Source organism: Campylobacter concisus, from assembly GCF_002165815.1.
GTDB classification, from domain to species: Bacteria; Campylobacterota; Campylobacteria; order Campylobacterales; family Campylobacteraceae; genus Campylobacter_A; species Campylobacter_A concisus_BH.
Window position 1 is genome coordinate 550873 of sequence record NZ_NDYN01000001.1, and the last position, 14763, is coordinate 565635.

Annotated in this window: 14 protein-coding genes; 6 read left to right on the forward strand and 8 right to left on the reverse strand. The window is 39.4% G+C overall.

What is annotated here, in order from left to right; translation table 11 throughout:
* Positions 1-3: 3 nt before the first annotated feature.
* The 7 genes from trpA to B9N65_RS02955 all read right to left on the reverse strand — a co-directional run bounded on the left by trpA (position 4) and on the right by B9N65_RS02955 (position 6710).
* Positions 4-753, reverse strand: a complete 750-nt coding sequence (gene trpA / locus B9N65_RS02925; RefSeq protein WP_087582719.1) for a tryptophan synthase subunit alpha — start codon at positions 751-753, stop codon at positions 4-6.
* Positions 746-1927 (reverse strand): tryptophan synthase subunit beta, encoded by a 1182-nt coding sequence (gene trpB / locus B9N65_RS02930; protein ID WP_087582720.1) that lies wholly within the window; start codon positions 1925-1927, stop codon positions 746-748. Before trpB ends, trpA begins: the two co-directional genes overlap by 8 nt.
* The gene (locus tag B9N65_RS02935) at positions 1920-2531 is read right to left on the reverse strand and encodes a phosphoribosylanthranilate isomerase (protein WP_087582721.1); all 612 of its coding nucleotides are present in this window, start codon (positions 2529-2531) and stop codon (positions 1920-1922) included. The genes trpB and B9N65_RS02935 overlap by 8 nt, the downstream gene beginning before the upstream one ends.
* Positions 2518-4134 (reverse strand): anthranilate phosphoribosyltransferase, encoded by a 1617-nt coding sequence (gene trpD / locus B9N65_RS02940; RefSeq protein ID WP_087582722.1) that lies wholly within the window; start codon positions 4132-4134, stop codon positions 2518-2520. The genes B9N65_RS02935 and trpD overlap by 14 nt, the downstream gene beginning before the upstream one ends.
* A gap of 82 nt (positions 4135-4216) precedes the next feature.
* The gene (gene recR, locus B9N65_RS02945) at positions 4217-4789 is read right to left on the reverse strand and encodes a recombination mediator RecR (RefSeq protein WP_021091796.1); all 573 of its coding nucleotides are present in this window, start codon (positions 4787-4789) and stop codon (positions 4217-4219) included.
* Positions 4786-6042 (reverse strand): ArsS family sensor histidine kinase, encoded by a 1257-nt coding sequence (locus tag B9N65_RS02950; RefSeq protein WP_087582723.1) that lies wholly within the window; start codon positions 6040-6042, stop codon positions 4786-4788. The genes recR and B9N65_RS02950 overlap by 4 nt, the downstream gene beginning before the upstream one ends.
* Positions 6039-6710, reverse strand: a complete 672-nt coding sequence (locus B9N65_RS02955) for a response regulator transcription factor (RefSeq protein ID WP_009294394.1) — start codon at positions 6708-6710, stop codon at positions 6039-6041. Before B9N65_RS02955 ends, B9N65_RS02950 begins: the two co-directional genes overlap by 4 nt.
* Before the next feature lie 123 nt (positions 6711-6833).
* On the opposite strand from B9N65_RS02955, the gene dnaJ reads away from it, so the two are divergent.
* Complete coding sequence (gene dnaJ, locus B9N65_RS02960; RefSeq protein ID WP_087582724.1) at positions 6834-7976, forward strand: molecular chaperone DnaJ; 1143 nt, start codon at positions 6834-6836, stop codon at positions 7974-7976.
* A 492-nt stretch (positions 7977-8468) separates the two neighbouring features.
* On the opposite strand, the gene pyk is transcribed toward dnaJ, so the two are convergent.
* Positions 8469-9920, reverse strand: a complete 1452-nt coding sequence (gene pyk, locus B9N65_RS02965) for a pyruvate kinase (protein WP_087582725.1) — start codon at positions 9918-9920, stop codon at positions 8469-8471.
* A gap of 92 nt (positions 9921-10012) precedes the next feature.
* Here pyk and B9N65_RS02970 point away from each other — a divergent pair, with 92 nt between their 5' ends.
* From B9N65_RS02970 to B9N65_RS02985, 5 genes are all read left to right on the forward strand, one after another.
* Positions 10013-11074: a TRAP transporter substrate-binding protein gene (locus tag B9N65_RS02970; protein WP_087582726.1), complete on the forward strand. Its 1062-nt coding sequence runs from the start codon at positions 10013-10015 to the stop codon at positions 11072-11074.
* A 113-nt stretch (positions 11075-11187) separates the two neighbouring features.
* A complete protein-coding gene (locus B9N65_RS02975; RefSeq protein WP_087582727.1) occupies positions 11188-11811 on the forward strand; it encodes a hypothetical protein in 624 nt (207 codons plus the stop codon).
* Positions 11808-11951 carry a diadenosine tetraphosphate hydrolase gene (locus B9N65_RS10875; protein WP_141083830.1) on the forward strand — a complete coding sequence of 48 codons (144 nt, stop codon included), beginning with the start codon at positions 11808-11810 and terminating at the stop codon, positions 11949-11951. The genes B9N65_RS02975 and B9N65_RS10875 overlap by 4 nt, the downstream gene beginning before the upstream one ends.
* 105 nt (positions 11952-12056) lie before the next feature.
* Entirely contained in the window at positions 12057-12728 is a 672-nt protein-coding gene (locus B9N65_RS02980) for a hypothetical protein (RefSeq protein ID WP_087582728.1), read from the forward strand.
* The coding region (locus B9N65_RS02985) for an Mbeg1-like protein (protein ID WP_087582729.1) at positions 12729-14763 on the forward strand (2035 nt) is incomplete at its 3' end.

The window sequence follows — 14763 nt, forward strand, 5'->3', positions numbered from 1 at the left end:
AATTTAAAAGAGATTATCTATCTCTTTTATCAGCTCTTTTCCGCTATGCTGCGCAAAAAGCTTGACTATTTGCGTGCCTATGATCGCAGCGTCAGCATATTTTTTCACTTCACTAACATCATCTTTATTTTTGATGCCAAAGCCCACAGCCACTGGCAGATCGCTCTTTTTCTTAAGCTCTAGGACTAAATTTTTTATCCTATCTTCATCGGCTCTTTTTGAACCACTAACGCCGATAGCACCTAGCACGTAGATAAATCCTGAGCCAAATTTTAATATTTCATCCGCCCTGCTCCCAGACGTGACACTTATAAGTGGCACAAGGCATAAATTTAGCTCCTTGCATTTTAGAGCAAACTCCTCACACTCCTCACAAGGCAGATCAGGCACGATAAAGCCGCTAACTCCTGCTTCACGTGATCTTTTTAGAAATTTATCAACGCCGTAAGCAAAGATGATGTTGTAATAAACTAAAAAAACAAGTGGCTTTGTCACTTTTGCCTTGCAGCCCTCAAGCATATCAAAGACAACATCGGTATTTACGCCACTTTGAGCTGTCTCAAAGCTAGCTTGCGCGATGAGCTTGCCATCAGCCAGCGGGTCAGAGTATGGGATGCCGATCTCAAGCAGATCAAGCGTGCTTTCATCTAAATTTTCTAAAAATTCCTTAGTTTTTTCTAAGCTTGGATAACCAGCCACGATGTAGCCGATGTTTGCCTTTTTGCCGTTAAATGCGCTTTTTACCTTATCCATAAATTTTTCCTTTTTCGTAGCCGATGACTGTGTTTATGTCCTTATCGCCCCTGCCTGAGATATTTACGACGATGACGCTTTTTTTATCAAGTTTTGGGCAAAGCTTCTCCAGATACGCCACCGCGTGTGCGCTCTCGATGGCTGGGATGATGCCCTCCATCTTGCTTAGAAAATACAAGGCATTTATGCACTCATCGTCGGTCACGGCCTCGTATCTTACCCTTTTGATATCGTTTAGGTGGGCATGCTCTGGGCCGATACCTGGGTAGTCAAGACCCGCTGAGATGCTATGAACTGGCGAGATCATGCCGTACTCATCTTGCAAGACCGTCGTTTTCATGCCGTGGATGATGCCGGTTTTGCCTTTGCTAAGCGTAGCTGCGTGATAAGGGGTATCTATGCCAAGGCCGCCAGCTTCTATACCTACTAAATTTACGCTCTCATCGTCCAAAAATGCACTAAAAATGCCAATAGCATTACTACCGCCGCCAACGCAGGCTATGACGTAGTCGGCCTTTTTGCCATAATTTTCAAGCTGAGCTTTGGCCTCTGTGCCGATCACGCTTTGAAAGTCACGCACGATCTTTGGATATGGATGTGGGCCAACGGCTGAGCCAATGACATAAAACGCGCTTTCTATCTCATTTACCCACGCTTGTATGGCCGCCGTGGTCGCCTCTTTTAGCGTTTTTAAGCCATCTTCTACGCTCACCACTTTTGCGCCAAGAAGCTGCATGCGAAAGGCATTTAGCTGCTGTCTAGCCACGTCTGTAGCTCCCATATAGACATCACACTCTAAGCCCAAAAGTGCCGCTGCAGTCGCTGTTGCCACGCCGTGCTGACCAGCTCCAGTCTCAGCTAAAATTTTCTTTTTACCCATTTTTTTAGCAAGCAGTGCTTGAGCAAGAGCGTTATTTATCTTGTGCGCGCCCGTGTGGTTTAGATCCTCACGCTTGAGGTAAATTTCATGTCCGTAGTGCTCGCTTAGGCGCTTTGCAAAAAAGAGCGGACTAGGCCTGCCAACGTAGTTTTTCAAAAGATCATCAAGCTCGTCTTTAAACTCTTTTGTCTTTGCGATGCTCTCATAAGCATTTTCAAGCTCATCAAGGGCAAACATCACCGTCTCAGGCACGAACTGCCCGCCAAATTTTCCAAAATACGCCTTGCTATTCATCTTCTACCTCACCTATGATCTTTAAAATTCTCTCTATCTTTTGCGCATCTTTCATGCCGTTTTCGTCCTCGACTTTTGAGTTGATATCGACTAGATATGGCTTAAATTTCAGCGCCTCTTTTATGTTGTGCTCGCCTATGCCCCCAGCCATGCCAAATTTAAACTTAACCTCTTTTAAAATTTCCCACTCAAAGCTAGTGCCGTTTCCGCCAGCATTTTCGCCCTTGCAGTCAAAAAGCGCCATATCAAAATGCTTAAAATCAACCTCTGGCAAGCTATCTTTCACGCTAAAAACCTGCCAGATCTCAAGCCCCATATCTTTTAAATTTACACCTAAATTTTCACTCACCACTCCATGCACCTGAGCCACGTCAAGACCAGCAAACTGGCAAATTTCCATTATCTCGCAATCACTTTGCTCCGCAAAAACGCCAACTACCTTTTTGCCCTTGCTGTGAGCAAATTTCGCTATCTGTCTAGCTAAATTTAGCTCGACCTTTCTTTTGCTTTTAGCAAATATCAGCCCTATAAAATCAACATCCAAAGCGCAAACCGCACTTGCCTCATCTAGCGTTTTGATACCGCAAATTTTAACTAGCGCCATTAGCCTCAGCCTTTATAAACTCTTCATAAAATTTATACGCCTTGCCAGAATTTATCGCCTCAAGCACCATTTTTTTGGCCTCGTCTGGGCTCTTTGCGCCATCAGCCGCGTAGAGTGCAAACATCGCGTTAAAGACCACGATGTCAAATTTCGCCCCCTGCTCCTCGCCTTTTAGCGTGCGGATCAAGGTTTTGGCGTTTTCTTCAGGTGTGCCGCCTTCTATGTCGCTGTGAAGCGCTCTTTTAAAGCCAAACTGCTCTGGCGTGATGCTGTATTCAAAAATTTCGCCATTTTTTAGCTCCACAACGCTTGTTTCACTACAAAGCGTGATCTCGTCTAGTCCGTCATCGCCGCGGACGACCAAAGCGTGCTTTCTGCCAAGGATCTTAAGCGTCTGGGCGTAGAGTTTTAGAACAGGCTTATGATAGACGCCAACTAGTTGGTTTGTAAGGTTTAAATTTGGATTTAAAAGCGGTCCAAGCACGTTAAATACGGTTCTTATGCCAAGTCTTTGGCGCACTTCTCTCACCTCGCCAACTAGCGGGTGGAAAAATGGCGCGTGGAAAAAGGCTAAATTTTTACTAGCTAAATTTTCACGCTGTTTTGCCAGTGATTTTTCACTTTTTACGCCTAAAATTTCAAGCACATCAGAGCTGCCTGACTTGCTTGAAACTGCCTTGTTACCGTGTTTTGCGACCTTTATACCAAGGCTTGCAAGGATAAATGCCACAGTGGTTGAGATATTTATCGTCTTAAAGCCGTCGCCGCCAGTGCCGCAAAGGTCGATCATAGGCGTATCATCGCGGTAAGTTTGCGAGTATTTTAGGATATTTTTTGCAAGCGCAGCGAGACTTTTTGGATAGAGGCTCTTTTCGCTAATTAGCACCAAAAGGGCTGAAAGCTGCACGATCTCGTACTCTTTGCTGGCTATTATCTCGCAAATTTGCTCAAAGTCGCTATCATCAAGCGGTATGTTCTCTTGAAGCTTGATAAGATATGGCTTAAGTGAGCGAATTTTAGGCTCTTTTACCTCATCTTTAGCTTTGTAATTTACAAAATTTTCAACGATCTTTTTGCCGTATTGCGTGAAGTAGCTCTCAGGATGAAACTGGATGCCAAAGATCGGCTTATCTTTTACGCTAAGTGCCATAACTACGCCATCATCGCTCACTGCATCAGCGCTTAAGCTAGCTGGGAGCTCATCGACATAGAGCGAGTGGTAGCGCATAACCTCAAAGCGCTCAGGCAATCCTGCAAAGAGCGGCTCTTTGTTTTTCACGTCGATAAATGAGGTTTTGCCGTGAAGCGGGTCATCTAGTCTTTTTATCTTTGCACCAAAACTAAGCCCTATGGCTTGGTGTCCAAGACAAATGCCAAGCACTGGCACGCCAAGGTCTGCCTGCAAAATCTCTAAGCAAACTCCGCTATCTTTTGGGTGCTTTGGCCCTGGGCTTAGGATGATCTTACTTGGGTTTAGTTTTTTTATCTCTTCAAGCGTTATCTTGTCGTTTCTAACGCATCTAACCTCTTCGTTTGTGAGCTCCTTTACGTATTGCTCGACATTGAAGACAAAACTATCGTAGTTATCTATAAGTAAAATCAATCTCTATCCTTTAAATTTAGCGGCGGCTGCGCGGACTAAATATTATAAATTTAGGTGAGATTATAACTAAAAGAAATTTTAATTAGGCTTTTGTGCGGCTCTCGTAGGCTTTTAGGAGTGAGAGCATATCGACATTTTCTAAATTTACGCCAGTTGGCACGCCCTGAGCGATCTTACTAAATGAAATTTCACTCATGCCAAGCTTATCCTCGACGTAAAGCATGAGCGCATCTGAATTTAGCCCCGGCGTAAAGGCAAAGACGACCTCTTTTGAGCCATTTTGCTTGATAGCATTTCGCAGCCTCTCTATGGCGTCCTCGTCGATCTCGTCAAGTACGAAGTAAAGGCCGTTGTAGATGCCATTTTGCTCAAAAACCAAGATATCTTTTGGACTCTCAACCAGCAAGATGACTTCGCTGTCCCTGCTCTCGTCGCTGCAAATGTCGCAAATTTCATTTTCGCTTAGCCCGCCGCAACGCTCACAGCGCTTGATAAACCTCACCGCATCTTCGATATTTTGCGCGAGCCTTAGCCCTGCAAAACTATCTTGCATGCAGACAAAGTAGGCAAATCTTGCGGCTGATTTTTTACCGACACCTGGGAGCTTAGCAAAAGACTCAGTTAGCTCGTTAAATTTCTCTAAGCCCCTTTTCATGCGCGTTTTGCCTTTGCTCGAAGTAAAATTTTAAAGACGTGATAGCCATCTTCATAGTCATAAACTAGCTCAAATTTTTGCATCTGGCAAATTTGCTCGATGATGTAAAGTCCAAGCCCCATGCCACTTCCCGCACTCACCTTGTCGCCTCTAACAAAGGCTTGTTTGTAGTAATCAATCGGGTGATTTAGCTTTTTGCCTAAATTTTTAACCGCTATAAATTCGCTATCGCAGATCAAAATGGCTTTCTTGTCCTCTGCGTATTTTAGGGCATTGTCTATCAAATTTTTAATCGCCAAACTAAAAAGCTGAAAATCGACTCTTAATAAGACGTCATCTCTGATATCACAGCTCACTCTCTCTTCAAATTTATCAAGCATAAGCATATCTTGCACTTGCTCTAAAATGAGTGAAAAATGGCACTCTTGATAGTTTAGCGCGTAGCTTTTTGAAAGAAGCTGCTCAACCTTGCTAAATTCATTTATAAGCATCTCAAGCCGCTCAAAAACGTTTATGAGCCTCATTTTTTGAGTGTCGTTTGCCACCATCTCAGAGACGATCCTGCCCTTGCCAATAGGCGTCTTTAGCTCATGCATGATCGCACGTAAAAATAGCTGCCTTGAGCGAATGAGCTCTCTGATCTTGCAAACGGCGTTGTCAAACTCAACTGCAACCTGCCCGATCTCATCTTGTTCGTTTTCATTTAGCCTAGCAGTCATCGCCATCTCCATGTTTCCGCTGGCAAATTTTCTGATATCTTTGCTAAGTCTTCTAAGCGGCAAAAGACTTCTAAGCACCGAGACATAAAGCGAGATAAGCAGAGCCGAGATGATCAAAAATGCCACCCAAAGCGGGTCATTTACGTGTCTTGCGTCGTTACTCTCAAGTAGCAGCATGAAAGATGGATTTTTGATGAGCAGATATAAATCGCCTTTGTAATTAACCGACTGCATCATGCCAAGAGGCGTGTGCTGCGTAAAAATGGCGTTTCCATTTGTAGTAACAGAGGTGGCTAAATTTTTGTTGCCGACGTATTCTAGGTTGAAATTTTTAAAGTAATGCTCTAAATCTCTTGGAGGATTGCCACGCTCGTAAAGCGCCACAAGATAGTTCATAGCGCTTATTTGCTTATCTTTTAGCTTATCAAGCGCACTTTCTTGCTGAATGTTTGCAAATGTTACAAAGAGCAAACACATCAGCGAGAAAGCGATGGCAAAGATGATAGTTATCTTGGTGGTTATGGAGTATTTCATCCGATAAGCTTATATCCTATGCCTCTAACTGAAAATATATGTTTTGGCGCTTTTGAGCTGTCGCCGATCTTTGTTCTAAGGCGTCCGATGATGACATCTAGGCTCTTTGAGTCCTTGTCTTTTAGGCTCTTGCAGTTATAAACTAGCTGCTCTCTTGATACTGAAAAGCTGTGCTGTTTGATGAGATAGGTTAAAATTTCATACTCAGCAGGTGTTAGAGCAAGAGCTTCATTATTAAAGTAAATTTCATGGCGCTTGTCGTCTATCCTAAATGCGCTATCAACGACCTCTTCTTGAACTTCGTTTGTCTTTTTATATCTTCTAATAAGACTTGTGATACGAGCATACATCTCTTTTGGATCGTATGGTTTTGGCAAATAATCATCCGCTCCAAGCTGAAGTCCAACGACCTTGTCGCTGATGTCACTGCGAGCTGAGCTTATGATGATAGGGATGTCGTATTTTTGGCGAATTTCTTTACAAACTTCAAGACCATCAATACCAGGTAATGTAAGGTCAAGTATGAGCAGGTCATAGTTTTTTATCCCTGCGCTTAGCCCTAGATATGGGTCTTCAAAGTTAGTCACTTTTATATTAAAACTATCAAGATATTCAGATAAAATTTGTGCAAATTCTGGATCGTCTTCTATCATTAAAACGTTAATCATAAATCATCCTTTTCATTGAAAAATAGTAGAGATTATACGGCAAAAATGTAAATTTTTTTTTAAATTTAAACTTTTTTGGATAAAATCTCACATTTAAAATAAGCTTAATAAACAAGGAAAAATGTGGAGTTTGATTATTACGAGATCCTTGAAATTTCAAGAAATGCAAGTGGCGACGAGATAAAAAAAGCCTTTAGAAAGCTCGCTTTAAAATACCACCCAGATAGAAACGCTGGCGACAAAGAGGCTGAGCAGAAATTTAAACAAATCAACGAAGCCTATCAGGTCTTAAGCGATGAGCAAAAGCGCTCAATATATGACAGATACGGCAAAGAAGGGCTTGAGGGTAGATTTGGCAGTGGGGGCGGATTTAGCGCTGATTTTGACCTTTCAGACATTTTTGACTCGTTTTTTGGAGGCGGTTTTGGCGGTGGCTCTAGACAGAGAAAAAGACGAAGCGAAAAGTACTCGGCAGACCTTGAAATTCCTATAAATTTAGAGTTTAACGAAGCTGTTTTTGGCTGCGAAAAAGAGATCAAATTTGATCAAAAAGTGCCTTGCCCAACATGCAACGCAACAGGCAGTAAAGATGGCAAAAACAAAACTTGCCAGCACTGCGGCGGAAGCGGCAGGATCACACGTGGAAATGGCTTTATGAATATCGTTCAAGAGTGCCCATACTGCCACGGAAGCGGCGAAGTGATAAGCGAGCCATGTCCTGACTGCAACGCAAAAGCTTATAAAATCCAGCAACAAAGCGTCAAGATCACGATCCCAGAGGGCGTTGATAGTGGCATGAGGATGAGGGTCGCTGGCAAAGGCAACATCGGTGCAAACGGCGTTCAAGGCGATCTTTATGTGAGCATAAATGTAAAAGAGGACAAGCACTTCATCCGCCACAATGACGATGTTTATATAGAAATTCCAGTATTTTTTACCCAAGCTGTTCTTGGCGAGAGCATAAAAATCCCAACACTTCGCGGTGAAGCCGAGTTAAAACTGCCAGTTGGCGCGAAAGATAAACAGCAATTTATCTTCGAAAATGAGGGCATCAAGGGCGTAAATTCACGCAAAAAAGGCAGGCTTGTAGCTCAAATTTCTATCCAAGCACCTGATAAGCTAAGCGACGAGCAAAAAGAGCTTTTAAACAAGCTTCAAGCTAGCTTTGGCATAGTTTCAGGCAAGTCAAGCACCGATGAGAGCGTCTTTGACAAGATAAAAAGCTGGTTTAAAGGCGACGAGCCAAAAGGCAAAAAGAAAAAATAAATTTAGATTTGTGACGCTAAGATTGGCGTCACAAATTCTTTAAAATAAATTTTATATCCTAATTTTTACAAGTAAAATTCACACAAATTTTAAAATTTATAAGCGAGTAATTTTAGTAGCCAATTCTTGCGAGTGAATGGAATTTTAAAATTTGTAAAATAGTAAATTTCTATTTTTGAAATCCAGATTTTAAATTCATAAACTCTTTATCCAAAAGGGAGACAAGGGGACTTGAATTACGAAGCCGTCCCCTTATCTCCCTTTAGATCCCTCAATCCCCTCGCACGTTAGAAGTGGCATGCTTTAGTGCTTCGCACCGCATGCGTTTTATGTGAGAGAATTTATAGCAAATTTTAAAATTAGAGCTGGCATATCACACTTCTAAATTTAGTGGTAAAAATGTATAAATATAAATTAAGGCGAGTGCATAAAAGCGCATAAATTTAAAAGAAATTTTAGTGCCCAAAATATCAGGCACTAAAATCCATAAATTTACTCGGTTGCAAGATCAAGGTAATAATCAAGCTGGTCGCGTCTGATGATACGTATGAGGTTTGTGCTGCCCTCTACGCCTGTTGGGTGGCCAGCTGTGACGAGATAGGTCTTGTCATGCTCGACGTATCCAGCGTCGTAAGCCTTTTTGATGACATTTGCAAGTAGGACATTTAGCTTCGTCTTTTCAAGCACGAGCGCTGGCGTCACGCCCCAAGCAAGGGTAAGCATGTGAGCTGTCTGCTCGTCGTGCGCGATGGCGATGATGTCAATGTTTGTGCGGTTTCTAGCTAGTTTTATGGCTGATTTGCCAGAGCCTGTGATAGAGAGTATCGCATTGGCCTTGATACGCACGGCTAGCGAAGCTGCGCTATTTGCGACCATATCTGTCTCGTCAAAAAAGTCAAATTCGTCAAATTTATTGTATGGATAGATGCTTTGCGTCTGGATGATCGTTTTGCTCATCGCCTCTACGACTGCGACTGGGTTTTTGCCGATCGCGCTCTCCTCGCTTAACATAACCGCATCAGTGCCGTCTAGCACGGCATTTGCCACGTCACTGATCTCCGCTCTTGTGGCAGTTTCATGCTCTGCCATGCTTAGCATCATCTGCGTTGCTGTGATGACTGGTTTGCTGGCTGCATTTGCCTTTTTGATGATGAGCTTTTGTATCGTTGGCACCCTATAAAATGGCACCTCTATGCCAAGATCGCCACGAGCTACCATGATACCGTCACTCTTTGCGATGATGTCGTCTATATTTTCAACCGCGTCAAATTTCTCGATCTTAGACAAGATAGCCGCTTTGGAGCCAAATTCTTTTAAGATATTTCTTGCTTTTATCACATCATTTGCGTCTTGCACAAAGCTAATGGCAACAAAATTTACGCCCTGCTTTGCACCAAATTCCATATCTTCTTTATCTTTTGGCGTGATGATGTCGATGCCAAGGGTGGTATTTGGGAAATTTACCCCTTTGTTTGAGTTTAAAATTCCGTCATTTTCGATGATGGTTTTTACCACATCTTTGCCCTCGCCTGTAACCCTTGCTCTGATCGAGCCATCGTAGAGATAGACGTACTCGCCAGCCTTTAGCATAGGTAAAATTTGAGGCTGATTTAGGCTCACTCTATAAACGCCCTTTTCGATCTTTTCGCCCACGATATCCTCTGCGTAGATGCTAAGCTCGTCGCCAGCTTTTAAGTAAAATGGCTCGCTAAGTTTGCCAACTCTGATCTTTGGACCGCAGATATCTTGCAAGATGCCTATGCGTTTGTTTAGTCTTTTTTCGATGTTTCTTATCTTGTCGATGTTTGATTTGTGGTATTCGTGTGTTCCGTGGCTAAAATTTAAACGAAAAACATTAACCCCTGCTTTAACCATCGCTTCCATCGTCTCTTCGTTGTCACTTGCTGGCCCTAAAGTCGCTACAATTTTCGTCTTTTTTATCATTTTTATGCCCTGTAATTTGATTTTTGCGATTATAACACATTTTAATAATGTAAATTTTTTGTATAATATGCAAAATTTTTAAAGGAGAGAGTATGAATAAATTTTTATTAACATCTCTTGGCCTAGCAGCTCTTGCTTGTGCTGCTATGGGAGATGACAAAGTCTATAAGCTCAAGCTTGCAAGCTCATGGGAGAGCACTATGCCAGTGCTTGGTGAAGTGCCAAAAGAGCTAAAAGAGAAGGTCGAAAAGATGAGTAACGGCCGCATCGAGATCAGGATCGACTACCCGTCAAAACACAAGTCGCCTTTTGCGATGCTTGACTTTGCAAAGAGCGGTCAGTACGACATCGGCTACACAGCTAGCTACTACTACAAAGGCAAAGACCCTAAGACAATGTTTTTTACAGCGACACCATTTATGATGAATACCGACGAGCAAACAGCTTGGTATGAATTTGGTGGTGGCAAAGAGCTAGAGGCGAAAGTTTTTGACCCATATAACATCAAAATTTTTAGAGCTGGCAACACTGGCATGCAAATGGGCGGCTGGTTTAAAAAAGAGATCAAGTCAGTTGATGATATCAAAGGCTTAAAGATCAGAATTCCAGGCTTTGGTGGTGAAATTTACGCTAAACTTGGCGCAAATATCAATACTATCCCAACTGGCGAGCTTTACATGGCGCTTGAGATGGGCACGATCGACTCAGTCGAGTGGGTAAGCCCAGCTTATGACATGGCACTTGGCTTTCACAAAGTGGCAAAATACTACTACACAGGCTGGCAAGAGCCAAACGGCGAAACTCAGTTTTTCTTCAACAAAAATGCGTATGAAAAACTTCCAGATGATCTAAAAGCTATATTTGAAGCGGCTGCTGCTGAAGTGGCAAGAGATGTAAATACTAAGGTATTTTACGCAAACGTAGAGTACTGGGACAAGATGAAGGCTGAGTACCCAGACATCCAAGTAAAATCTTTCCCACCAGAGGTCATCGCAGCTCTTAAAAAGGCTACAAACGAGCTACTTGATGAAGAGAGCGCAAAAGATCCACTATTTAAAGAGATCGTAGAGTCTCAAAGAGCTTTCCTCAAAAAAGCAAGAGAGTGGACTAAAATTTCTGACTACGCTTACATCAAAACAAACGAAGAGAAATAACCACAGCAGGGAGCTCTCCCTGCTTTTTAAAATTTAAAACTCCACAAAAACTAATCGCAATAAGACTTTAAAGCAAAAGATAAGACAATAGTGAAAATTTAAAAGGATTTATGATGAAAAAAGTCAAATTTATAGTTTTTATCTGCTTGTTTATACTTCTACCACTTGCTTATTTTAATGGCTTTATAAGAATTTCTGATCTAACTAGCGAGCAAGAGAGCATTGCTAAGAAATATGGTGGTGTTTATGTATTTGATGAGAAGCTGGAGAAAGAGATAGATAAGAGAGAAGGTGAGAGGGATAAATACCTTGATGATTTCTTTAAAAACAATAATAGAGATTTTGACTTAAATGATCAAGCTATTATGAATGAAAAATTACCTAGAGTTTTGTCTAATGGTAAAAAATACTACTCAAGAAAAGATAATATAAAAATAGATAACTACAAAATTTTAAACAACTACGAAGAAAAACTAAAAGAATTTATGGGCAAAGATTACGATCAATATGAAAACTATCTAAGCATAAATTTAGGATATTTCTATATAGACAATGACACTATTATGCCTATAAGTATAGGAGTTTCTACACTTTATACAGAAGTTATATTTGGACTATATGGAGATGAAGCAAGTGGAATAAAATTTACCAAAGAAAGCACTCAAAGACTAATTGGAGATAATAAATTTTATCTAGCAAACAACAAATTTCAAAAGATAAATAGGACAAATAAATGAATACTCTTAAAAATTTAACAAATAAAGAAATGGTAAATAATATAAAAGACTATGCTGATATAGCTGACGTTAGTTATGCCTTTTTTGAGTATATAGACGAGAATGAAATTTGGAGTTTTTCGGATAAATTTTGTAATTAATAAACCTTAACTAGGCATAATAAATTAATAATATTATAAATATAATCACAATAAAATTAAAAGAAATTTTATATCTTGTATAGTTTAAATTTAAAAGGATTTATGATGAAAAAAGTCAAATTTATAGTTTTTATCTGCTTGTTTATACTTCTACCACTTGCTTATTTTAATGGCTTTATAAGAATTTCTGATCTAACTAGCGAGCAAGAGAGCATAGCTAAGAAATATGGTGGTGTTTATGTATTTGATGAGAAGCTAGAGAAGGAGATAGATAAGAGGGAAGAAGAGAGGGATAAAGTTAATAAAGAAATACTAAAAGAAGTCTCAAATATACAAGACAAAGAAGAACAAAATAAACAATTAAGGTTACTACTGCAAGAGAAATTTTATGATAATCCTAAACTTGAAAGAGTTTTGTCTAATGGTAAAAAATATTATGTTACTACAAGAGACTACGGAAATGAATTTAAGAAAAAAGCAGAAGTGCCAGAAATTTATTTAAATAAAATAATAGATTTTATAGGGGAAGATAAATTTTACAAATGGCAACCTTTTATTAGTATGAGCTATTTTTATCTTGATGATAATAAAAATATTATCCCTATAAAAACAGGTGTAAATTATTACAAAGGATATAAAATTTTTGGCCTATATGGAGATGAAGCAAGTGGAATACGTTTATACAAAGAAACTAGCATAAATATAAGTGGCGACAATTATTTTTATTTTATAGACAACAAATTTCAAAAAATCAGCAATAAAGACAAGGACAAATAAATGAATACTCTAAAGAATTTAACAAATAAGGAAATGGTAGATAAACTAAGAGTTTATGCTGATATAGCTGATGTTGCTTATGCGTTTTTTGAGTATATAGATGAGAATGAAATTTGGAGTTTTTCGGATAAATTTTACAATGAGAAAATTTTAAAGACGCCAAAGCCTAGATGGGATTATGCTGATGGGATAAACTGGAAAAGTGAGATTACAAAAGAAAATGAGACTATTTTATCGAAAGACAACAAAAGAGAAATAGGACAACCTACCGCTTACGCTCTTTGTGTTGAAGCAAGATTTATGCAGGATTTAACAATAGAAAAACCTGAAAAGAACGACGATGGCACTATAAAGAAAGTTAAAATTTCAAATGAGATAAGAAATTTCATAACAACCCCAAAAGGAGAACCACAAAGACTTTTCATAAACGAAGAAGGCTACCACCAAATCTCCAAACGTACCAAAAATTTCACATCAAGATTTAGACTTTTAAAACATCAAAAAAATGATGATGAAGGTTTTAGTGCCACACTTTTTGAAGATACCAAAGACAATAATAAAAGAATACTAGCTTTTAGAGGCACTGAAATAACTCCGGAGGACTTAAACGCAGACGTTCAGCTAACAACTAACGATATACCAGATCAAGCAACATCTTTAATATATTTTTTTATGGATAATGTTATACCTATCTTAAAAGAAGGTGAAAAGATAAATATCTGCGGTCATAGCCTTGGCGGATACTTAACTCAGGTGTGTGCTTTTACTTTTGCTGAATATATAGATGAAATTTATACATTTAACTCGCCTGGGCTATTAAGTGATCTTATGTTAAAAGTCAAGATGACATCAAGGATAAAAAATATAAATAATGTTCTAACGTCTTCTTATGATGAGATGGCAAGATCTTATAAGATCATACATAAAACCAAATATCTTAACATGGCTAGAGCTCGCTCAGACTATAAGGTAAATCTTAGTTACCAAAAAATACTCAACACAAATATATTCTTAGCAAACCAAGACCACACCTACCTACCAACACCTTTAAATGTTAATAACATATATCACATGAAAACAGACAATGATAGCCTAGCCTTTAACAATAAACTCTACGAAAACGCTATACAAGACCTTGGGGTTGATATAAATGGCAATGAGGTGCTTATAAATATAGGCAACGTGGATGCGATACTAAATACAAATGTGAGTGTAAGCTCGCACTTTCTTACCTATACGGCTGCTACACTATACTTTTTCTCATATCTTTTAAATGAAAAAGATAATGACGAAAAGACAAAAAATGTTAGCCTAAAAGGCACGCTTTTATATCTAAATGAATTTATGGAGCAAAACTATAAGCTTATATTTGATCTTGACACAAATTTATCTTTAGCATATAAAAGTGAGACATCCTATATAGATAACAAAGCTACACTTCCACCTCTTTTATATAATAAAAACAAAAACTGGATGTTGCTTATACTAATAAATAACATAAAACACGACTTTAAAATATTTAATCACAATTTAGAAGACGAGCAAGAAGCTTTAATAATAGAAGATATATTTAAGCTTAGCGATGAGAAGCGATATACAAAGATAATAAGCAAAGAGGAAGTAGAGAAATTTAAAGAAGGTGGTTGTGAAAATATAGAAGATCAAAGAGCTATGCACAAGTGTAGGACATACAAGGTGGTAGATGAGAGCTCTAGTGATATCACTAGCACCAAGGCTGAAGCTAGCAAGCTCTATACCTATGCGTCAAATTTCACAAGGTCACTTTCATCACAAGACAACAAAGCATACTTTATGAAAAAATCAGAACAGACCTACTCACTTTTATTTGACAAAGGCACAGGCAGTGGCTCTATAAATTTATACGACGTAAAAGATAGAGGCGAGATAAAATTTGGCTTTTTATCAGCTAGCTCTAGCGTCTATGTGGATAAAGATAAAGAGAGCATTGCTATATTTACAAAAGATAAAGACATAGTGGATATTGAAAGGATATATGACAAGATAAGAGATAAAT